We start from the raw sequence: 22,599 nt of genomic DNA on the forward strand, positions 1-22,599 counted from the left end.
CATTGAACATGATGTCCGTTAACGGCCCGCTTCCCGAAGTTGTCCGGTCAAGGTAGTCATCGTGCAACACCACGACGTGTTCATCCTTGGTAATGCCTAAATCGGTTTCAAGCCACCGTACCCCGTACTTAGTCAACAGCTCAAAGGCTGGCATGGTGTTTTCAGGGGCTAAAGTTGACATTCCCCGGTGGGCTAAAATGTTACGTGGACTAGCCATCAATACTGCATTCCGGGTGGCAGAAACCGAAATGCACACCTTCTTTCATATGAAATTACTTCCCACTGCCCCGGAAAGTGAACGGATTTCACGAAATTTCCCTAATGGAAACAAGCACTGCTTTTAGTGAAATCGCTTACAGGTATAGAATATCATAAATATAGTAAATGTCATCCGAAAGTTTTCCGGAGAAGTCCCGGTTAGTTCTGAGCTAAACGGGCGAGGGGAGCATTTTAGTGAAAGCAACACGATTTGTGAATTTGGGGATTTGCAAACTAAAAAACCGATGTTACAATGATTTGTGTAAGCGTTATCACAAAGCGATCATAAGGAGGCGAGGTTGATGAATCAACAGCAAAAGTACATTTTGGCGATTGATGAGGGGACCACGAGTACCCGGGCAATTTTGTTTGACCATGACGGTAAGAAAGTCGCAGATAGTCAACGGGAATTTAAGCAGTATTTCCCGCAGCCGGGATGGGTGGAGCACGATGCTAACGAAATTTGGAATGCGGTGCAATCCACAATTGCCAACGCCCTGATTAAGTCAGGCATCCGCCCGGATCAGGTTGCCGGGATTGGGGTAACTAATCAGCGGGAGACGACCATTATTTGGGATAAGAAGACGGGGCTGCCGATTTACCACGCGATTGTTTGGCAATCGCGGCAAACCGAAGAAATTGCTAACCAGCTGATTGCGGACGGGCATAGCGATGAGATTTACGAAAAGACAGGATTGCGAATTGACCCGTATTTCTCCGCTACCAAGATCCGGTGGATTTTAGATCACGTTCCGGGTGCCCAGGAACGAGCTGAGAAGGGGGAACTTCTTTTTGGAACAATTGAAACCTGGATTGTGTGGAAACTAACAGGTGGCGATGCTCATGTTACGGACTACACGAACGCCGGGCGGACGATGTTATTTAATATCCATACCCTGGAATGGGAAAAGAACATCCTTAAGATGTTGAACATCCCCGAACAAATGTTACCGGAAGTGCGGAGTAACTCTGAGGTATACGGATACACCAAGGATTACCATTTCTACGGTTACAACGCTCCAATTTGTGGGTTAGCCGGGGACCAGCAGGCGGCTTTGTTCGGTCAGCTGGCTTTTGATAAGGGGATGGTGAAGAATACCTACGGGACTGGGGCCTTTACCCTGATGAACATCGGAGAAAAACCGCAGCTTTCCAAGAACAACTTGGTGACGGATATTGCCTATGGAATCAATGGTAAGGTCAATTACGCTTTGGAAGGATCGGTCTTTGTGGCGGGGTCTGCCATCCAGTGGCTCCGTGACGGGCTGGAAATGATTAGCAATGCCGCGGAATCAGAAGATCTTGCTAACGATTCCCATAATGATAACGAAGTATACGTTGTGCCGGCCTTTACTGGCTTGGGAGCACCATATTGGAACTCTGATGCCCGGGGGGCCATTTTCGGATTGACCCGGGGGACTACGCGGGCTGACTTTGTAAAGGCGACGCTGCAGTCGTTGGCTTACCAAACCCGCGACCTGGTTGATACGATGGTGAAGGATTCTGGAATTGCCATTCCAGCACTGCGGGTTGACGGGGGAGCCGCCCGGAATAACGCCTTGATGCAGTTCCAGGCAGACATTTTGAATGTTCCGATTGTCCGTGCTGCTGACCTTGAAACCACGGCCTTGGGAGTTGCCTTCTTAGCTGGATTGGAAGTTGGTTTTTGGAAGGACATGGATGAACTTAAGACGTTAAACGCTGCGGGGACCCGGTTTGAACCGCAGATGGGCGATGCTGAACGGGACCGCCTGTATGCTGGGTGGAAAAACGCCGTTCAGGCGACGCTGGCATTTGTGCCTCAAAAAGACGGTAAAGGAGAATAGCCATGAGCGGATTTATCGGTGAATTTTTTGGAACGTTAGTTCTGATTGTTTTGGGAGTAGGTTGCTGTGCAGCTACCAATCTTAAGCAAACTTACGCTACCAAGCAAAACTGGACATTTATCTGTTTGTCCTGGGGGATGGCAGTTACCTTTGGGGTGTATGTGGCTGGGATGCTCGGTTCGCAGGGACACTTAAATCCGGCGGTAACCATCGGCTTTGCTTTATTTGGTTACTTCCCGTGGAGTCAGGTATTGCCGTACCTTGCAGGGCAGTTTCTCGGTGCCTTCATGGGCGCGGTGTTAGTCATTATTCAGTATTACCCGCACTTTAAGGCTTCCCACGGAGCAGAAGAGGGCAACGTTGTGAACATTTTCGCGACAATGCCGGCAATCAAGAATCCAGTGTTTAATTTTCTTAGTGAAGTAATCGCTACGGGTGTGTTCATCTTTGCGCTGTTAAACCTGGGAACATTTACGACCGGATTAAAGCCAGCGATTGTTGGACTTTTGATTATGGTAATCGGGCTGAGCCTTGGTTCTACCACCGGATTCGCGTTAAATCCAGCGCGTGATTGGGCGCCGCGGCTAGCGTACACTATCTTACCGATTCCGGGAAAGTCGAGTGCCCACTGGGAGTATGCGTGGGTCCCGATGCTTGGCCCGCTAGCAGGCGGAATCATCGCTGCGGGGTTACAGTTTATTTTGCAGGCGGTGAACTTTGTAAAGTAGTATTGTTTGAGGAAAAGTGGATTTAATTTAAAAGGAATAGAAGAGGGGTCTTTTCAATGGCATTTTCAAGTAAGACACGGAAGAAGGACATTCAGCGGTTGGCAAATGGTGAGGAGCTGGACCTATTGATCATCGGTGGGGGGATTACCGGTGCCGGGGTTGCGCTTCAGGCTGCTGCAACCGGTATGAAGGTTGGTCTGGTTGAAATGCAAGACTTTGGTGGTGGAACGTCTTCGCGGTCAACACGGTTAGTTCACGGGGGGATCCGGTACCTGAAGACGTTTGACGTGCAGGTGGTTTCCGACACCGTTAAGGAACGGGCAGTAGTACAGCACATTGCGCCGCACTGTACGTACCCGGACCCGATGATCCTGCCGATTTATGATGAGCCGGGGACAACGTTCACAATGTTTGAGTGCAAGGTGGCTATGGATTTGTACGATCACCTTGCTGGAATTAATGAAAATGAACACTTAAAGCGGTTTGCCAACTATACGTTGACCAAGGATGAGGTGCTTAAGCGGGAACCACAGCTGAATGCTGATAAGTTGGTCGGTGCCGGGGTTTACTTGGATTATCAGAACAATGACTCGCGGCTGGTAGTGGAAAACATTAAGGCAGCTGCCGATAAGGGAGGAATCATGTTGTCCCGGGTTAAGGCAAATGAGATTCTCCATGATGAGGATGGTACCGTTAACGGTGTTTCCGCGCAGGACATGATTGACGGGTTCCGTTTTGAAATTAAGGCGAAGGTTATTCTTAATGCGGCTGGGCCATGGTCTGACAAGGTTAAGGGTATCGATCACGATCTCCATGATGCCCCACAGATGCGGCCGACAAAGGGAGTTCACTTTGTGGTTGACCAGTCCCGCTTGCAGGTTCCGCAACCGACATATTTCGGTTCCGGAACGGATGATGGCCGGATGATTTTCACTATCCCGCGGGAAGGAAAGACCTACTTTGGAACGACGGACACCGACTACAAGGGGGATTACGAAGAACCGCACGTAGAAATGAGCGACGTGGAATACTTGCTGGGGATTATTAACAAGAAGTACCCAACAGCCCACTTAACAATTGATGATATTGAATCGAGTTGGGCTGGGTTACGGCCATTGTTAGGGGCGCCAGCAGGTGAAGAAGATGAGGACGAACCAGATGCCGTATCAGGAGCAAGTAAGGCACCGGATGCTTCCGCACCATCAGCGGTTTCCCGTGGAAGTTCCCTAACGATGGCAGATGATGGACTTATTACCCTGGCCGGCGGGAAGTTGACCGACTACCGTTTAATGGCCGCTGGTGCCATGGACATGATTCAGGATGTTCTTGATAAACGGTTTGGTGAACAATTTACACTCGTTGACTCCAAGGAATTACGGGTTTCCGGGGGTGACTTTGACTCTAACCATGTTGATGAGGCGCTCGAAGCGTTTGCTAAGGAGGGCGAGCAGCACGGTCTGAGCCACGATGATGCCCTCCGGATTGCCCGTGAATTTGGATCAAACGCTCCGCAGGTTTATGCCTTAGCGGACGAATTAGAGGCAGCACCGGGATTAAGTTTGGCCGAAACAATTACGTTACGGTACTCCTTAGACAATGAGATGGTCTTAACGCCAGTTGACTATCTGCTTCGGCGGACGTATCACGTTCTGTTTATGCGGAGCAGTCTTGACGGATTAATTGATCCGGTGATTGCCTATATGAAGGACTACCTGGAATGGAGTGATGCCGATGAGGCAAACTATCGGGAAGAACTTCAGGAAATTTTGGATGAATCAGATTTGAAACACTTGAAGGCTGAAGCTCATGCTGGTAATCAGGAAACAAGTGAATCGACTGATGCGGTGAGCGGGGCTAGCAAGCACGAATAGCTAGTTAGTTTAAGATAATAAAAGAGCGCGTGACTACTTGTCACGCGTTCTTTTGTACAAAAATTAGTTTCGTTTCCACAATGGCTTTAATCCTAGACTACCGCCGTCAAGCAGGACGAGGGTTTCTAAAGAGGAGCTCCACTTTAACCGTTCTCGTTGTGGGGAATTGGGAGGTTGTTTGTTTTTTCATGGCGCCCCCTTCTTTCGGGGGCTTTTTTGGTTTGTCACGAGGATCCTCTACCCCACCAACTGATTCCAAGCCGCCGTATGTAAAGATAGCATAAATCGTGAAGAGTGGGGATTTAAGCCGGGGTATGGCTTCATAAAAGCGGTAATGGTTTGAACTAGCCGGGCGAGGTGAAAATGGTAGGTAAATAAAATAGTAACGCTGGTAATGACTAACGCGGCATTCAGCACCATGACGGCGTGGCTTTCGCTCGTTGAAATCTTGGTGGCGGCGGAAGCCATTTCGTGGGATACAATTCACGTAATGGTAACTATCATCGGCATAAAAATGAGAGCAACAGTTACGGGAGCCTCATTCTGGTGGATTCCACGAACCCGTTGTGTTTATAACTAAATAACACAGTCGAAACCGTAATGCAGACTTTTATGAAGAAAAGCAAAGAAAAACGCAACCGTTACAGCTGCGTTTCGCTTTACTTGTAGATAAAAGAAATAATACTGACCCTTGGGAAGGGCTGTATTGAAAACGATGTACATGTAATCTAACAGGTTACACCGTAAGTGTATCTAATTAAAACATTATCGTCAAGCTTAAACCCCGTATTCTAGTGCGATTGTAATCGTTTGCTAATGTTTGAGGAAATACGTTAATGGGGTAAAAGGAATAGTAATGAACTGTAATTATTTGGCACGAATGAATACGGGTTTATTCGTGGTTGTGCGGGGGAAAAGCGTGCTATGATTATGAACGGATTGATAAGCGGGGTGATTACGTGGAAGTGATGGACGAGTTAAAAGTTAGTGTTCTTGCAAGCGGGAGTGCGGGAAACGCTACTTATGTTGAGACTCCCCGTGAGCGGATATTAATTGATGCGGGATTATCAGGCAAGAGGATTGAGGCCCTTCTTGCATCGATTAATCGGGATCCCCATGACCTAGATGGAATCTTTGTGACCCACGAACATACGGATCACTGCCGGGGCGTGGGGGTGCTTGCGCGACGTTACGGGGTAGACGTATATGCAAATACCGCAACGTGGGGAGCAATGGCCACTAAGATTGGCACCGTTCCAGAAGAGCAAAAGCATGCCTTTGAAATGGGAACAACGCTGGGGTTAGGCGATCTTGATGTGGAAAGCTTTGGGGTTTCGCATGATGCGGCGGCTCCGCAGTTTTATGAGGTTCATCACCGGGATCACGGCTTTGCGATCGTAACGGATACAGGATATGTTTCTGAACGGGTTGCAGGGGTAATTCGGGATGCGGATGGTTACTTAATTGAATGTAATCATGATCCGGAAATGCTTCGGATGGGGACCTACCCGTGGGCGCTGAAGCAGCGGATCCTAAGTGATACGGGACACCTATCAAATGCAGATGGGGCAATGGCCCTCATGAGTGTGATAGGAAATCGGACAAAGCATGTTTATTTGGGCCACCGCAGTAAGGAAAACAACGTTAAGGAACTTGCACACCTAACCGTGGCAACGATGATGAAGCAGCATGATTTTGGGGTTGACCAGGACTTCGCGCTGTTGGATACGGATCCTGATCAGGCTACCCCATTAACAGTGATTTGAAAAAACAATAAACGTAATGGATAGGCCCGCCGTTTTTATTTGTAAGGAACAAAACCTCATAATATTATTAAGCCCGGTGAAATGGGGTGCATTTTGGGAAATTTTCCATTTATAATGGTGGAAACTATTTAGGGAGGATTACGAATGACCAGTAAGCACGATGAACCAGTTAAGTTAACGGTCCGGCAAATTTTTGTAACGGGCTTAGTCGGTGGACTTTTGGGAAGCGGCCTGGTCGTGGGAGGGGTTGCTGCCTATCAGCACTTTAGTAATTCAGCTGTTACGCCGGATAATGCGGTAGGAACGACCCGTACGGCCCGGATGAAAGTTAACATTTCGACGCAAACTACCCGCGCATTTAATAAGGTAAAGGGAGCTGTTGTATCGGTAACGGCATATTCTTCGGGAAATAGTGATACCTTGCAGGCCCTTTTGGGCGGCGCTCAGGAGACTACGGAAAGTGAAGGCTCTGGGGTAATTTATAAGAAAGCCAACGGGACTGCTTTTATCGTTACTAATAACCACGTAATTCACGGCGCCAAGCAGGTGAACGTAATTTTAAGTAACGGGAAGAAGCTTCCGGCAAAGGTAGTAGGGGCCGATGGCGTGACGGATTTAGCCGTTTTAAAGATTAACGGACGAGACGTTCATCAGGTAGCAACGTTTGCGGATTCAAACGCCATTAAGGTCGGGCAACCGGCGCTAGCAATTGGGTCGCCGCTCGGGTCGAAGTATGCCACCTCGCTTACGGAGGGAATCATTTCAGCGAAAAAACGGACTATGACCGTTAAAAATGAAGATAACGGCCAACCCGCCCAGGCGACCGTTATTCAAACTGATGCGGCCATTAACCCTGGAAATTCAGGAGGTCCGTTAATTAACGTGGCTGGTCAAGTTGTGGGAATTAATTCTATGAAGCTGGCTAGTACGGGGAACGGAAGTGCCACCCCGGTGGAAGGAATGGGCTTTGCGATTCCGAGTAACGAAGTGGTGACGATTATTAACCAATTAACCACACACGGGAAGGTAATCAGACCAGCTTTGGGAATTGAAGCAGCTAATTTGAGCAGTGTTCCGATTAACCAGCAACAGGCGACCCTTAAATTACCGGATGATGTCACTAAAGGAGTGGTGGTTATGAAAATTATGGATAATTCGCCATTAAAGGGAGTAGGGATTAAATCCGGCGATGTGATTACTAAGATTGGAAATGCCAAAACTAGTGACATTGCGACCCTCCAGGAAGTGCTGGATCAGCACAAATTAGGAACGCGGGTTCCGGTTACGTACTACCACCACGGGCAGCGCGAAACGGTGACGGTGAAATTAACCCTTGAAAGTGATAATCACAACTAGGGTTATCCCCAGTGTGGGGATAAAAAAGTAAGCTGAATTGACTTAGAAGGGGGGTACATGCCCCAATGAAGCACAGTTTTTAAGACTTATCCTCAGATTTTGTGGATAAACTGGGGATTATGGGGCAAACCACAGTTATTTATCCCCAATGGTTGTGGATGATGTGGAAAAGTAGTGTTAAGGCCTCCTCCTTGAAAGCGAAAAACAGCCGAAATTGGGGATTTAGTGGATAATTTTGTGCAAAACATGCGTTCGTATGGGGTGCATAATTAGTAAAAATGGGGGATAACTTGTGGAAAAGGAGTAAAAGCATGAATATTAAGGTCGTGGTTGTGGGAAAATTAAAAGAAAAGTATCTTAAGCAGGGAGTTGCGGAGTACGCGAAACGGCTTTCGCGGTTTTGTAAGTTTCAGGTGGTTACGGTGGCTGATGAGCAGGCTCCGGAAAGCCTTAGCGCAGCGGAAATGGAACACGTAAAGGAGGTTGAAGGGACGCGAATCCTTGCGAAGATTAAGGCGCGCGAGTACGTTTATGCGTTGGCGATTGAGGGTGAGGAGCGAACTTCGCCGGAGTTCGCCCGTGAACTAGCTGACCTTACGACGTATGGGCATAGTGACATTACCTTTGTAATTGGCGGTTCGCTAGGATTGGGTCCTGTGGTAATGAAGCGAGCGGATGCGGCTATTTCGTTTGGTAAGTTTACCCTTCCCCACCAGCTGATGCGGCTGGTTTTAGCAGAACAGATTTATCGGGCCTTTATGATTAATGCCGGGGCGCCGTATCATAAATAGTTGTTTCTCCGAATAGTGGAAACGTTTTTTTGAATTAATGTTATAATAAAAGCGAGTAAAATAAAGGAAGCGGTTAAAATGACACTACGGAAGCTTAATATTGCGCTGGGACCAAAGCAGACCCTAACGGATATTCGAACGACGCACCCGGACCGGAAGATGATTATGCTGCGGGAAGCGGACGATCACGCCAAGTATGCACTGGTTGATCAGTCCGGGAAAGACAGTGTCTTTGCAACGGACCTCCATTTTCAGTTACTACGAACCCTCGATTTTCAGGATTGGCAGGGGTACATTGAATTTCGATACTTAACGCTTGATAACGATGAACGAAAGGTGTTTGATTCGCTTGTAACAACGTGGGATGATCCGGCTAAGCGGCCAGTGGGGTTACAGGGAGCTGCGGTTTTTGAACAGGATGATCATAATTACCAGTACCTGATGATTAACGAGTGGGAAAACGAAGCGGCTTACGTCACGTGGGCGAACGCCAGCGATAATCCGCTTGCCCGGTTCGGGTATTCAGGAAATAAACGTGCGGTGGTTAACCGGTACGAACGGGTTAGGTAAACGAAGAGAAAAAGATTAACAATCTTGGGAGAACCTGGGGTTGTTAATCTTTTTATAACGAAACGGGAAAGCATGTTTCTTTAACAATTTGTCCTGTGAAATGAATTATACTTATCTACAACCGTGATTTTTGCACTTAAAATCATGGAATCTATGAATGAGGAAGCATAAATGAGGGAAAAGATAACGCAGTTCTTAGGGCGCCACCGAGCGCGAATCGTTGATTTTATTTTGCCGGTGGTAGTGATGTTGACTTGTATGATCGCATTACGGATGACGCCGTTCGGCCCCAATACGTTATTAACGTATGATATGCAGGAACAATACGTTAAGTTTTATGCATTTTTCCGAACAACGTTTTTGCACCCAACGCAGTTCTTGTATTTCTTTGGAAAAGGACTCGGCGGCGAAACGATTGGCATGTGGGCTTACTACCTACTAAGTCCGTTTAACCTGGTACTACTATTTTTTAACAACCGTTTATTGCCGCTTGGAATTATGATTGTCATGCTCTTGAAGCAGGGGTGTGCAGCAATGGCGCTCGGAGCGTGGCTTGACCAGCAACACCACGTTGATGCTCCGTGGCGGATTATGCTTACGCTGGGATACGCGCTGATGGGCTGGACGCTTGCCAATGAATTGAACCTAATGTGGGTTGATGTTCTGATTGCCTTGCCATTCGTCTTATGGGGACTTGAACGGATCTATGACGACCATAAGGTATTACCGTTCTCTTTGGCTTTAGCGGCTCTGTTTTTCGTTAATTTTTACATGGGTTACATGGTGGTTCTTTTCTCAGTACTATACTTCTGTTGGCTGGCAATTCAGCGGTGGGTTAGCTGGCAAGAATTTGGTCACGCAGTACTGCGCTACGTTGGCGGTGGCCTTCTTAGCGGGGCCCTAACAGCCTTTTTACTGTTACCAACGCAGGCGGATATTGCGCAAAGTAAGGGACAGTTTATGGTGACGCAGTTGCCGTTAAATTTTGACTATACTCCATGGCATATGATTAGTAAGTTCATGATGGGGGCGTTAAATGACGCGCAAATTCAGGCGGGGATTCCAAATTTATTTATCCCAACATTATTGCTTGTCCTTGTAGTAGAGTACTTCCTAATGAAGCAAATCCCTATTCGGGAACGGATTGCATCAGGGTGTATTTTGGCATTCATGCTGTTTTCCGTATGTTATGCACCGCTTGATTTAGCATGGCATCTTTTCCAGCCTCCCGTATTCTATTCCTACCGGTTCAGTTATCTAGTTAGTTTTTGGCTCCTCTTTTTGGCAGCCCGGGCACTGATGCACGTCCGTGATATTCAAGGGTGGCAGATTGGTACAGGGTTTGGCATTGTTGGGGCAATCGTGGGGATTGTTTGGCTTAACTTGCGGCAATTTGACTTTTTGGATAAACCCAAAATGATCACAACGGCATTCTTCGTTGGGAGTTCACTTGTGTTAATCTTGTTGATGCGGTTCGTTGTTCCTGCGCAACGTAAGACTCTTTTGAGAGTATTGCTGCTGGTAACAATTGTACAGGTTGGCGCGAACGCATACATGACAATCAGGTTCTTTGGGTGGGAACCAGTTAAGACGTACCAACGGTTTGTTAAGATAATGGGAGAAAACAGTTCATTTTATACTGATAATGATCAGCCATACCGCTTAGAAACGACTTTCGATGATGGCTCGGAAAATAATAGTTTCCAGTTTGGTTATAAAACTGTTTCTGATTTTAGTTCAACACAACGGGCAACAGTTACTAACTTTATGAATGATTTAGGGCAGCCGACTTACACGGGAAAGGTTGTTTATCAGGAAGGAAACATTGTGACAGATTCGTTGTTGGGGGTTAAATACTACTTGGCACCAGCGAACCAGTTCCATAACCTGATAACCCAAGTCCTTCCGGCTGATAGTTACCGGCCAGACTTTAAGCAATACCGAATAGTTGCGAAAAACGGCATGGTTGAGCGGTATGAAAACCCGTACGTTCTCCCGATGGCGTTTGCTGCTAGTCAGCAAATCATGCAGCCGTTTAGCCCGAATCAGGCGACGGCAACGACGAACATTGAGACGGTGATGCAACGGTTAGATAACAAACCAGTTGATGGGTTGTTTATCCCCGTTCGTTATGCTGGCGTTCTCCAGCAAAGTTTATTGGTGGGCGGTAAAAATGGTTTGCTTACCCCTGACGGGGATAACAGTAGTGGAGGCGCAGCGTACAATATTACGCTTCGTTTAAAGACAAATGATCCGTACTACGTTCAACTGGGAAGTAATCTGTTAGGAACAGCTACCGTTTTAATTAATGGTGTTCAAATTCCGGCAGTTGGGAACTTAACGGAACCACTTCTACAGTGTGTGGGGGCTAGCCAGAAAGGGCACAAAGTGGTTATTTCGATTCAGCCGCAGGGGAACCAAAACGTCCCGTTGGATTCCGTACAAATTTACCGGCTTAACGTAAAAAAGGCGGAACGGCGGCTTCAGGGTCTTCAGCACAATGGGCTTCAGGATGCGACAGTGAAGGGCCTTCACCTGCGGGGAATAATCACGACTACCGCCCATAAATCAGTTATCATGACAACAATCCCGTATAACGAAGGCTGGCATGCTTACGTTGATGGCAAGCGAGTGCCGGTACACCAGGCCCTGGGGACGTTTGTTGCCTTAAAGGTTACCCCGGGGAAACACCGTCTTGTGTTATCGTTTTGGCCACCGTTACTTAACGTGGGATTATTGATTTCGCTTTTGGCATGGAGTTCTCTTGCTGGGTGGACCTACTGTCGGTACCATCGTTTTTCAAGAAAGCGTAAGCAATCTACCAGTATGCTAGAATAGGACAAGACGTTAAGTTGGGGGGACAGCAAATGGTAACCATTAAGGATGTTGCACGGTTAGCGGGAGTGTCGCCGTCAACTGCCTCCCGGGCCTTGCATAACAGCAGGTTAATCAGTGCGGCAACAAAGGAAAGAATTTGGGCGGCGATGAAGGAATTAGATTACTCGCCTAACTTCGCGGCGCAAAACTTGGCAAACCGTGAAGCGAATATTGTTGGGGTGATTTTTCCGCCCCGTGAAAGCTCAGTTGGAAACGATCCGTTTTTCGTACAGGTGATTCAGGGAGTCGAGGCGTTTTGCAGTTCCCGGTCATATTTAGTATCTGTGGCAACGGCGCCAACGGTTGATAAATTGATTCATAACATCGAAATTATGATTAAACAGGGGAGCATTACGAAGTTTATCTTTGCGTATTCCCAGGCGAACGATCCGGTGCGGGATTACGTGAGTGCGCAATCAGGCGTCCGGTACGTTGTGATTGGAACCCCGCCACAAAGCCATGATCACGTGATGTACGTGAATAACGACAATATTACAGCTGGAAGCGATGCAACGGCCTTTCTGATGCGTAAGGGGTACCGGCACCTTGCCTACGTTTCGACTAACTTACAGGAGTTTGTGCAAAACGATCGCTACCTTGGCTATCAGCGAGCGATGCGGGCAGCGGGATGCGAGCCGGTTGCGGTTCAACTTGAAACAGACCGCGCGCACGATCAGACGACGTTTGCGCATTTCCTTAACCAGAACCCACAAGTCGATGCGTTTGTGGTGTGCGATGATATTACCGGGCTACACGTTCAAAATATGCTGAAGTCGTTGCGCCGGGATAGTCGCGAGTACGGGATGATTGGGTTTAATAACTCTGTTTTTGCAGAGACGGCTAACCCAACGATGACTTCAGTTGAGATTTTCCCCCGGTTTCTCGGGAACGAAGCAGCCGTGCTGGTAATGGATAGTCCAGAAAAAGAAAAACAAAAATTAGGATTAAACAGCTCGATGGTAATAGTTCCGCATAAGATTGTGGAGCGAAACTCTTCACGGGGTTAGGTTAATTTTATAAGGAACAGGCTATTTGGCGTGAATGCCGGGTGGCCCGTTTTTAATATGTTTTACGCAACCGGTTGTTATTTATTTAAATAGAATATGTGGTAGAACGCTAAGATAATACGTAAAAAGTAAATGCAACCGGTTGCGGATGTTTGAGAAAGCGCTTATAATATGGGTGTAAGCGTTTTGCAATTATATTGGTTTTGATTTTAAAGGAGGATGCTTTCATGAATAATGGACAGCAGAAGGCGGGGCTTCCGAACCTAAATCCAAGTACAATTTGGATGATTAACTTCGGGTTTCTTGGGGTCCAAATGGCCTTCACGTTACAAAGTTCGCAGATGAGCCGGATTTTCCAGACTATTGGGGCGAACCCTAATAACCTGGGATGGTTCTTTATTCTTCCACCGCTAGCTGGGTTAATCGTTCAGCCGTTAGTAGGGTACTTTTCTGACCGGACTTGGGCACCTAAGCTTGGCGGCCGGCGGTTGCCATACCTGTTATTAGGGGCGATTGTTGCCGTTGTTGTTATGTGCTTGCTTCCAAACTCAGGGAGTCTTGGTTTGGGATACGCTTCTATGGCCGCAATGATTTTTGCTGCTGTTACCGTGGCGTTCATGGACTTATCATCAAACGTTGCGATGCAACCATTTAAGATGATGATTGGGGACATGGTTAATGATAAGCAGAAAAGTTACGCTTACGGAATTCAGAGTTTCTTATCAAACACTGGGGCTGTGCTGGCTGCCATTTTCCCGTTTGTATTGACGTGGTTGGGGGTTCACAATACTGCGGCTAAGGGTGTTGTGCCGATGTCCGTTAAGCTCTCGTTCTACATTGGGGCCGCAATTTTAATTATCACGAGTCTCTTTACGGTAATGCGGGTGCACGAATACGACCCGAAGACGTATGCTCAATACCATCAAATCAGTGAGGAAGACAACAAGGATAAGGTTGGGATGTTTACCCTGCTGCAAAAGGCCCCGAAGGCATTCTGGACGGTCACGCTTGTTCAGTTCTTCTGCTGGTTTGCATTCCAGTACCTGTGGACGTACTCTAACGGGGCCATTGCGTTGAATGTTTGGCACACAACCGTTGTTTCATCCCAAGGGTTCCAGGCTGCCGGTAACTGGTACGGAATTTTAGCCGCCGTTCAGTCAATTGCTGCTGTTGTTTGGTCATACGTTTTGGCTAAATTACCAAACACGTGGCACCGGATTGGTTACGCAGGAAGTCTAGTCCTCGGAGCAATTGGGTTCGCATCAGTCTTCTTTATCCATTCAAAGATGCTTTTGATTGTTTCATACACGTTGGCTGGGGTTGCATGGGCTGCCATGAACACGTACCCGTTGACCATTGTGACAAACGCATTATCAGGAAAACACATGGGAACGTACCTGGGATTGTTCAACGGATCAATTTGCTTACCGCAGATTATCGCTTCGTTGGCTAGCTTTATCCTGTTCCCGATGCTGGGACATAACCAGGCAACGATGTTCTTACTGTCTGGGGTAGTTATGCTGCTCGGGGCAGTTGCGGTTTACACGATTAAGGAAACTAGTGCAGAAGCCGCTCCTGAAGAATAAGTAAGCTAAGGTTATTAGTTTAATGGTGAGAGAGGGAATTGCCGGAATTGTTTTCGGAAATTCCCTTTTTCGGTATTCAAGGGAGGAATTTAATGATGAAATGGGGCACATATGATGGTAAGGCGGTCGAACGCTTTGTACTAACGAATGCTAAGAAAACACAAGTTGCGGTTCTAACTTTAGGTGGAATTGTGCAGGAATTTTCGGTGGTCCGTGATGGTCACCGTGAAAATATGGTGGTTAACTTTGATTCTGTTGAGGATTACGTTAAAAATCCGTATCAGGTTTGTAAGCAAATCGGCCGGGTTGCCGGTCGAATTGAGAACGGCCAGTTTATGATTAGCGGGCAGACAGTAAGCGTTCCAACTAATGAAGGTCCTAATACACTTCATGGTGGTGATCACGGGACGAGCACTCAACTTTTTGAAGGATATCAGACGGCAGACAATGAAGTGACGTTGTCATTGCGGATGAAGGCGGCCACGGATGGGTTTCCGGGAGATGCTGTTGTTAGCATCAATTATTTATTAACTGACGATGACCGGTTAACCTTGACGTATGACGTGACGGCACAGGGTGATACTGTTTATGATCCCACCCTTCATATCTATTGGCAGTTGCCGGAAGGCCTGCAAGACACTGATCTTCGGTTAAACGCTTTGCGGCACATGGTAGTGGACAGTGCTAAGCTGCCAACCGGTGAATTAGAACCAGTTAGGGGAGCGTTTGATTTTACTACAACGCGGTCGCTTAGTGCGGCGGTTGGTAACCTTCGGCAGGAACAAAATCAACAGGGATATGATGATGGGTTTAACGTTGAACCCAGCATGATAACGCCGATTGCCGAAATAACGGAACATAAGCGAAATTTAAAAGTTCAGGTCTTCAGTGACCGGAACGGATTAGTTATTTTTACTGCTGATCCTAAAAATGGGAATGATGATGCAGAAGGAATTTACAATTCGTTAGCAACGGAACCGCAAACCCTTCCGGATGCACTCCATCATCCAGAATTTGGTGAAATTCGGTTGCGGGCTGGTGAGCACAAAACGATACGGATGGCATTCCAAATAGTTGATGCAGAATAGGATTAGCATCTTGTCAATGCAACCGATTGCATATATAATATAAAGCGTTGATGAAATCGGTTACTCTAAACTTACAGGAGGGACGAATCACATGAAACGAATTTTTGAAATTGATCCGTGGAAGGTTGTTACCCATGAGTTTAACCCGGAAGATAAGCGGCTTCAGGAAAGCATGACCAGTATCGGAAACGAGTACATGGGAATGCGGGGAATGTTTGAAGAACAATACTCCGGTGACACTCACCAGGGGATTTACCTTGGCGGGGTATGGTACCCGGATAAGACGCGGGTTGGTTGGTGGAAGAACGGCTACCCGAAGTATTTCGGGAAGGTGCCGAACGCCATCGACTTTGTCAGTGTTGACATCAGGATTGATGGTGAATCCGTTGACCTGGCCAAGGATAAGTTTAGTGACTTTGAGCTGTGCCTTGACATGAAGCGGGGAGTGCTTGACCGGTCATTTATCGTTGAAAAGAACGGTCATCGGATCAAGGTTGAGTCCGAACGCTTTGTTAGTGTGGCCTTTAAGGAACTATACGCTAACAAACTGACGTTCACCAACCTTAGCAACGACAACGTTCAGGTTGAAGTGACATCCTTTATTAATGCCGATGTTTATAACGAAGATTCCAATTACGGCGAGCAGTTTTGGACGGTGTTGGACAAGCAAGTTGTTGCCGACCACGGCAAGCTGGTGGGGGAAACAGCACCAAACAACTTTGGAACGCCGCAGTTTACCACTGAAATGGCAATGGCGCACGTCACGGACCTTCAGCCGGCCGAAGCAGAAGAGACGGACAAGCACGTGGCCAACCGGTTTGGTGGTACGTTATCGCCGAACAGCCCGGTAACGTTTGAAAAGCGGGTTGTTGTGGTTACGTCCCGGGACTACGATACACGAGAAGCTCTCGATGCTGCCGCTGATAAGCTGTTAAGCCGGGTTCAGGAAAGTTCGTACGCTGACCTAGTAAAGGCGCAGGAAGACGGATGGACTGCCCGGTGGGAGAAGTCTGACATTACGATTGACGGCGATGATGCGGCCCAGCAGGGAATTCGGTTCAACCTTTTCCAGCTGTTCTCAACCTACTACGGGAACGATGCGCGGCTGAACATTGGGCCAAAGGGCTTTACCGGCGAAAAGTACGGTGGGGCAACCTACTGGGATACTGAAGCCTTCTGCCTCCCGGTTTACCTGGGAACGGCCAAGAAGGAAGTGCCGCGAAACCTGTTAATGTACCGGTACAACCAGCTTGACGGGGCGTACCATAATGCTCAGGAACAGGGCTTAAAGGGGGCGCTTTACCCGATGGTGACGTTCAACGGGGTTGAGTGCCACAACGAGTGGGAAATCACATTTGAAGAAATTCACCGGAACAGTGACATTGCCTATGCCATTTACAATTACACAAAGATGACTGGTGATGAGAGCTATGTTCTGAACGAAGGAAGCAAGGTTCTCGTTGAAATTGCCCGTTTTTGGGCTGACCGGGTTCACTTCTCTAAGAGGAACGGCCAGTACATGATCCACGGGGTTACCGGGGCTGACGAGTACGAAAACAACGTTGACAACAACTGGTACACCAATTTCATGGCCCAGTGGGAATTAAAGTACACGTTGGAAATTCTTGATAAAGTCGCTGCTAATCAGGCCGCTAATCTAAACGTTTCGGCGGACGAAAAGGCTAAGTGGCAGGATATTGTTGATAAGATGTACCTCCCAGAGGACAAGGAACTTGGTATCTTTGTTCAACACGATGGCTTCCTTGACAAGGATATTACGTTGGACGACCACAACAACCCAATTAACGAAATTCCGGCGGACGAATTGCCGATCAACCAGCATTGGTCATGGGACCACATTTTACGGTCACCGTACATTAAACAGGCTGATGTCCTCCAGGCAATGTGGTACTTCATGGACGAGTTTACGGCCGAGCAAAAGAAGCGGAACTTTGACTTCTACGAGCCGCTGACAGTCCATGAATCCAGTCTGTCCGCATCAATTTACGCCATCATGGCAGCTGACCTGCGGTATCAGAAAAAATCCGTTGAGTTGTACGAACGGACAGCCCGGCTGGACCTGGACAACTACAATAACGATACGGTTGATGGGCTGCACATTACGGCCATGTCTGGTGGTTGGCTGGCGATCGTACAGGGATTCGCTGGGATGCGGGTAGTTGACGGTCAGCTGCAGTTTAAGCCGTTTGTTCCGGAAGCGTGGAACGGTTACCACTTCCGGCTGAACTTCCGGGGGCGGCTGTTAAACGTTGCTGTTGATAAGACGGGAACGAAGATTGAATTACTGTCCGGTGATGACCTGGCAATCAAGGTTGATGGCAAAGACGTAAAGTTAAGCAAATAGTTAGGGACGAAGGGAATGATAATGATGATGAAGGGATGCGTATTTGACCTGGACGGGGTCATTACGGATACGGCGAAGTTCCACTTTGCAGCATGGAGTCAGCTGGCAAAGGAAAAGTTGAACCTAGAGCTTCCGGCTTCGTTTGAAACGGAGCTCAAGGGGGTTAGCCGGATTGACTCCCTTAACCGGATTCTGGAATTCGGCGGGGTGAAGGCCGATTACACGACCGAACAGGTGCAAGCGATGGCGGCTGAGAAGAACGGCTACTACCTGAAAGCAATTGAGAAGCTGACGCGGGATGACATCCTGCCGGGAATTAACGACTTAATTGCCCAGTTAAAAGAGCATCAGATATTGATGGCCCTCGCATCAGCTTCCAAAAATGCCCCAGCAATTCTGGAGAAACTGGGGTTGATGAATGCTTTTGATGCGATCGCTGATCCGGCGAAGGTTGCGCATGGCAAACCGGCTCCGGACATTTTCCTAGCTGGGGCGGCTGCCATTAACCTTGACCCGAGTGAATGTGTTGGGGTGGAGGACGCCGTTGCTGGGGTGCAGTCCATTAAGGATGCTGGCATGGTGGCCGTAGCTGTTGGTGATGCTCATGAGCTTGCTAAGGCGGACAAGGTTGTTCCAACTACGGCCGACTTTAGTTACGACCTGTTCGAAAAAACGTACGAGCAGGCGCACAAGTAGAAAATTCCATAACTAACAATTATTTCGTTGAAGCCGTTGGTAGGGATGCCAGCGGTTTTTATGTCAGAACAAAGAAAAGGGGCGTGATGGAAGGAGTAAACTGGACGAGGCATGAAGTCGTCGGCTGGTGAATTTTCGTTTAGTTGGTTGTTTTGGCGGCGGATTATGTGGATGTTCAGTGAATAAGTACATCATGACGCAAGTTAGTGGGCTAAGGAAGCATTGTCTTTAAATAAGAAAAGAATTAGAATATACTTAACCAAACAAAAGAAGAGGCGGATCAAATGACAAGGGACATTACACTAGAGGACCTTCGCCGGTTCCAGCAAGACTTTGACCAGCGTCCGGCTGCAGCCGTGGTTGCGCGGGCGGTCCAAAAGAACGGTGTGACTAGCACAAGTGAAAATTACGCAGCAAAGCGGCATCTCGACCCAACGTTTTCCGTTGAGGTGGAGACAGGAAAAGTTGCTAATCAAAAAAAGAGCGGTCGGTGCTGGTTGTTTGCAACATTAAACACACTCCGGCATGAGTTTGCCAAGAAGTACAAGATGAAGGACTTTCAGTTCTCGCAAAATTACCTGTCGTTTTATGACCGGTTGGAGAAGAGTAATAAGTTTTACGAGGATGTTCTTGCAACAGCCGATTTGCCACTCGATAGCCGTGAAGTACAGTTTCTGTTAAAGTGGGGGAACGGCGATGGCGGCCAGTGGGCAAATGGTCCAGCCTTAATTGAAAAGTACGGATTAGTGCCGCAGTATGTAATGCCAGAAACCCTAACGAGTGATAAGACGGCGGAGCTTAACCCAACGTTGAACTTAAAACTCCGAAAGGATGCTATGACGTTACGGAACCTTGTGGCGGACGGGGCTGATAAGGCAAAGTTACGCGAAACAAAGATGCACTTTCTAAACGAGATTTACCGGATTCTCGTTGATGTCTTCGGCCAGCCGCCGGTAAAGTTTGACTTTGAGTACCGGGACGATGAACGTAACTACCATATTGACCGCGACTTAACGCCGCAGTCGTTCTATCAGAAATATGTGGATTGGCACTTTGATGACTACGTGTGCTTGACGGATGCCCCAGATCATGAGCAGGGCAAACTGTACGGCTTACCAAGTCAAGACTACATCTTTAATGGCAAGAAGATTGAATTCTTAACGGTTGATACGCAGGCATTAAAGGATGCGACGATTAAACAGCTGCAGGCGGGTGAAACGGCCTGGTTAGGGTGTGATGTTCTCAATAAGATTGACCGGCAAAAAGGGATTCTGGATCCAGATTACTTTAAGGAAGACGAATTATTTGGGGTTGACCTGGAGATGAGCAAGGCGGACCGACTAGCTTCTGGTGAAGGGACGTGTTCTCACGCTATGACGTTTACCGGGGTTGACCTGGTTGACGGTCAACCAACGAAATGGAAGATCGAAAATAGTTGGGGCGAAAAGGTTGGTAAGGATGGTTACTTCATCATGACTGATGAGTGGTTTGACAAGTACATGTATGAGGTTATCATCAATAAGAAGTATTTGACGGATGAACAACGGAAGCTGCTTGACCAGCAGCGAGTTGACCTCAAGCCGTGGGATTCACTGGCATAAGTTTTCAAATTAATTTGAGGATGGGACGTTAGTTTCATCCTCTTTGTTATTTCCCGGGAAATTTGTCGTTTTGTAATACGAAATTAATGGTCGTTCGGGAGAATAAAGTGTATGATGGACCGTATTAGGTAGAAAAATCAATGAGGTGGCAAAAATGACGAAACACCGCAAGGGAATCCTGGTGGGGGCATTAATCACCATCGGGGTTGTATACGGCGATATCGGAACATCTCCGCTATACGTAATGAACGCGTTAATTGGGAACGCCGGGGGAATGAAGTATTTAACCCCTGATTACGTAGTCGGATGCTTATCATTAATCTTTTGGACGTTAATGCTGATTACGACGATCAAGTACGTATTGGTTGCTCTCCGGGCGGACAATAATGGTGAAGGGGGAATCTTTGCCTTATACGCCCTTGTTAAAAATAAGGCGAAATGGTTGATTCTCCCAGCGTTGATTGGGGGAGCAGCTTTGTTAGCCGACGGGACATTAACCCCGGCTGTGACGGTCACCAGTGCGATTGAGGGACTAAAGGGCGTGGCGTTTCACCATGCGGTTCCCGTACACGACCAAAACGACGTGGTGATCATCACACTTACGATTCTATTGGTACTGTTTTTAATTCAGCGCTTTGGAACAAGTTTCATTGGCCAGGCGTTCGGACCAATTATGCTGGTTTGGTTTGGTTTCTTGGCATTCTTTGGAATTTACAACATGTCTGGTAACCTTGGAATTCTTAAGGCACTTTCACCGGTTTATGGTTTGCGAGTGTTATTCTCACCGGTAAATAAAGACGGGCTCTTTATTCTCGGGAGTATCTTCCTGGCAACGACTGGAGCGGAGGCCTTGTATTCTGATATGGGGCACGTTGGCCGGCGGAACATTTACATCACTTGGCCGTTTGTTTTCCTAGCCTTAATTTTGAATTATTTTGGTCAGGGAGCTTATCTGATTCGGCATATGAGTGAGTTCCATCACATGTCCGGAGCAATTAACCCGTTTTATACAATGTTACCGGGGAAGTTTTACATGTTCGGGGTCATTATTGCGACATTGGCTGCCATCATTGCTTCCCAGGCGTTGATTACTGGGTCGTTCACCCTCGTTGAAGAGGCGGAAGGACTCAAGCTACTACCGCGGATGTTTGTTGAACATCCAAGTATGTCCCGTGGTCAGATTTATATTAAAGATATTAACTGGCTGCTGTGCATTATCACCTGCTCGGTTTTGTTGTTCTTCCGGACTTCGGAGCACATGGAAGCGGCGTATGGATTGGCCATTACGGTCACGATGTTAATGACGACCATGTTGCTGTTTAATTACCTCGAGGATACGATTAAAAAGGGCGGCGCGATTCTTTTCTGCGGCCTCTACGTTGTTATTGAAACAATGTTCTTTATCGCAAGTATGAGCAAGTTCATTCATGGCGGGTACGTCACCCTATTCATCATGGGGATGATTATTTTCGTTATGGTTATTTGGTATTACGGAAGTCAGGTGCGGAAACCAATCCGGAACGTGTCACAGAAGGTCTCGCTTAAGGATTACCTCGATCAATTGGTTAAGTTGGCAAATGATAATTCGGTCCAGCGGTATACGGATAATCTTGTGATGATTTCCCGGGTGAAGGACGATTACTCAATTGACCGGGAAACACTTTACTCGATTTTGGATAAGCACCCCAAGCGGGCCCGGGTATACTGGTTTGTAACGGTTAATCAAACGGATAAGCCGTTTACCAACTATTACACTGTCGATATGATGGGCACCCGGAACGTGGTTAACTTGCAGCTATATGTTGGGTTTAAGATGCGGCCGCGGGTAAACCTCTACATCCGGAAGGTGGTGCATGATCTGATGGATAAGGGCATGATTGACGAACAGCCGCAGACGTACACAACCACGCCAGGGCGGCGCGTCGGAGACTTTTGCTTTATTTTGATTCGGGAATTATTGCCCGCAAACGTCATGATTCCAAATTGGAAACGGTTCTTGATTTCGGCGCGGATTTTTCTGCAAAATCACCTTACTAACCTAGTGCAGTGGTTTGGGCTGGAATTCAGTGATGTCCGGGTTGAAAAGGTGCCGCTTTTCTTGAAGCAACGGCAGGATACTACCATTCACTTGCGGGAAGTTAAGAATTCCGCTGAAAAGTAAATAAGGAGTTATTTGTTCCACCGGTAGTAATTTGTGGTATACTATCGGTGGA

16 protein-coding genes are annotated in these 22,599 nt (G+C 47.5%); 15 read left to right on the forward strand and 1 reads right to left on the reverse strand.

Annotation, left to right across the window (positions count from 1 at the left end):
- Positions 1-217, reverse strand: a 217-nt coding sequence (locus ACI3EZ_RS05480) for a glycerophosphodiester phosphodiesterase family protein (protein ID WP_405025569.1), incomplete at its 3' end; no start/stop codon positions are given.
- A 343-nt stretch (positions 218-560) separates the two neighbouring features.
- Here ACI3EZ_RS05480 and glpK point away from each other — a divergent pair.
- The 15 genes from glpK to ACI3EZ_RS05555 all read left to right on the forward strand — a co-directional run bounded on the left by glpK (position 561) and on the right by ACI3EZ_RS05555 (position 22,547).
- Positions 561-2,084, forward strand: coding sequence for a glycerol kinase GlpK (gene glpK / locus ACI3EZ_RS05485; RefSeq protein WP_405024701.1), 1,524 nt, complete (start codon positions 561-563; stop codon positions 2,082-2,084).
- A 2-nt stretch (positions 2,085-2,086) separates the two neighbouring features.
- Complete coding sequence (locus tag ACI3EZ_RS05490; protein WP_405025775.1) at positions 2,087-2,812, forward strand: MIP/aquaporin family protein; 726 nt, start codon at positions 2,087-2,089, stop codon at positions 2,810-2,812.
- Between the two features lie 56 nt (positions 2,813-2,868).
- Positions 2,869-4,683, forward strand: coding sequence for an FAD-dependent oxidoreductase (locus ACI3EZ_RS05495; RefSeq protein ID WP_405025776.1), 1,815 nt, complete (start codon positions 2,869-2,871; stop codon positions 4,681-4,683).
- A gap of 968 nt (positions 4,684-5,651) precedes the next feature.
- Positions 5,652-6,449 (forward strand): MBL fold metallo-hydrolase, encoded by a 798-nt coding sequence (locus tag ACI3EZ_RS05500; RefSeq protein WP_405025830.1) that lies wholly within the window; start codon positions 5,652-5,654, stop codon positions 6,447-6,449.
- A 144-nt stretch (positions 6,450-6,593) separates the two neighbouring features.
- Positions 6,594-7,805, forward strand: coding sequence for a S1C family serine protease (locus ACI3EZ_RS05505; protein ID WP_405025777.1), 1,212 nt, complete (start codon positions 6,594-6,596; stop codon positions 7,803-7,805).
- Positions 7,806-8,116: 311 nt separating this feature from the next.
- Positions 8,117-8,596 (forward strand): 23S rRNA (pseudouridine(1915)-N(3))-methyltransferase RlmH, encoded by a 480-nt coding sequence (gene rlmH, locus ACI3EZ_RS05510; protein ID WP_405025778.1) that lies wholly within the window; start codon positions 8,117-8,119, stop codon positions 8,594-8,596.
- A gap of 78 nt (positions 8,597-8,674) precedes the next feature.
- Positions 8,675-9,166: a hypothetical protein gene (locus ACI3EZ_RS05515; RefSeq protein WP_405024695.1), complete on the forward strand. Its 492-nt coding sequence runs from the start codon at positions 8,675-8,677 to the stop codon at positions 9,164-9,166.
- A gap of 171 nt (positions 9,167-9,337) precedes the next feature.
- On the forward strand, positions 9,338-12,004 hold the full coding sequence (locus ACI3EZ_RS05520) for a YfhO family protein (RefSeq protein ID WP_405025779.1): 2,667 nt from the start codon (positions 9,338-9,340) through the stop codon (positions 12,002-12,004).
- A 29-nt stretch (positions 12,005-12,033) separates the two neighbouring features.
- Positions 12,034-13,050: a LacI family DNA-binding transcriptional regulator gene (locus ACI3EZ_RS05525; protein ID WP_405025780.1), complete on the forward strand. Its 1,017-nt coding sequence runs from the start codon at positions 12,034-12,036 to the stop codon at positions 13,048-13,050.
- 227 nt (positions 13,051-13,277) lie between these two features.
- Positions 13,278-14,636 (forward strand): SLC45 family MFS transporter, encoded by a 1,359-nt coding sequence (locus tag ACI3EZ_RS05530; protein ID WP_405024692.1) that lies wholly within the window; start codon positions 13,278-13,280, stop codon positions 14,634-14,636.
- A 92-nt stretch (positions 14,637-14,728) separates the two neighbouring features.
- Positions 14,729-15,724, forward strand: coding sequence for an aldose epimerase family protein (locus ACI3EZ_RS05535; RefSeq protein WP_405025781.1), 996 nt, complete (start codon positions 14,729-14,731; stop codon positions 15,722-15,724).
- A gap of 91 nt (positions 15,725-15,815) precedes the next feature.
- The gene (locus ACI3EZ_RS05540) at positions 15,816-18,089 is read left to right on the forward strand and encodes a glycoside hydrolase family 65 protein (RefSeq protein WP_405025782.1); all 2,274 of its coding nucleotides are present in this window, start codon (positions 15,816-15,818) and stop codon (positions 18,087-18,089) included.
- Between the two features lie 27 nt (positions 18,090-18,116).
- Positions 18,117-18,785: a beta-phosphoglucomutase gene (pgmB, locus tag ACI3EZ_RS05545; RefSeq protein WP_405025831.1), complete on the forward strand. Its 669-nt coding sequence runs from the start codon at positions 18,117-18,119 to the stop codon at positions 18,783-18,785.
- A gap of 284 nt (positions 18,786-19,069) precedes the next feature.
- A complete protein-coding gene (locus ACI3EZ_RS05550; RefSeq protein ID WP_405024689.1) occupies positions 19,070-20,386 on the forward strand; it encodes an aminopeptidase C in 1,317 nt (438 codons plus the stop codon).
- Positions 20,387-20,540: 154 nt separating this feature from the next.
- The gene (locus tag ACI3EZ_RS05555; RefSeq protein ID WP_405024688.1) at positions 20,541-22,547 is read left to right on the forward strand and encodes a KUP/HAK/KT family potassium transporter; all 2,007 of its coding nucleotides are present in this window, start codon (positions 20,541-20,543) and stop codon (positions 22,545-22,547) included.
- The last annotated feature ends 52 nt before the right edge of the window (positions 22,548-22,599 follow it).

The sequence above is a fragment of the Ligilactobacillus sp. LYQ60 genome, from assembly GCF_045033015.1.
In the GTDB taxonomy this organism is placed as follows: Bacteria; Bacillota; Bacilli; order Lactobacillales; family Lactobacillaceae; genus Ligilactobacillus.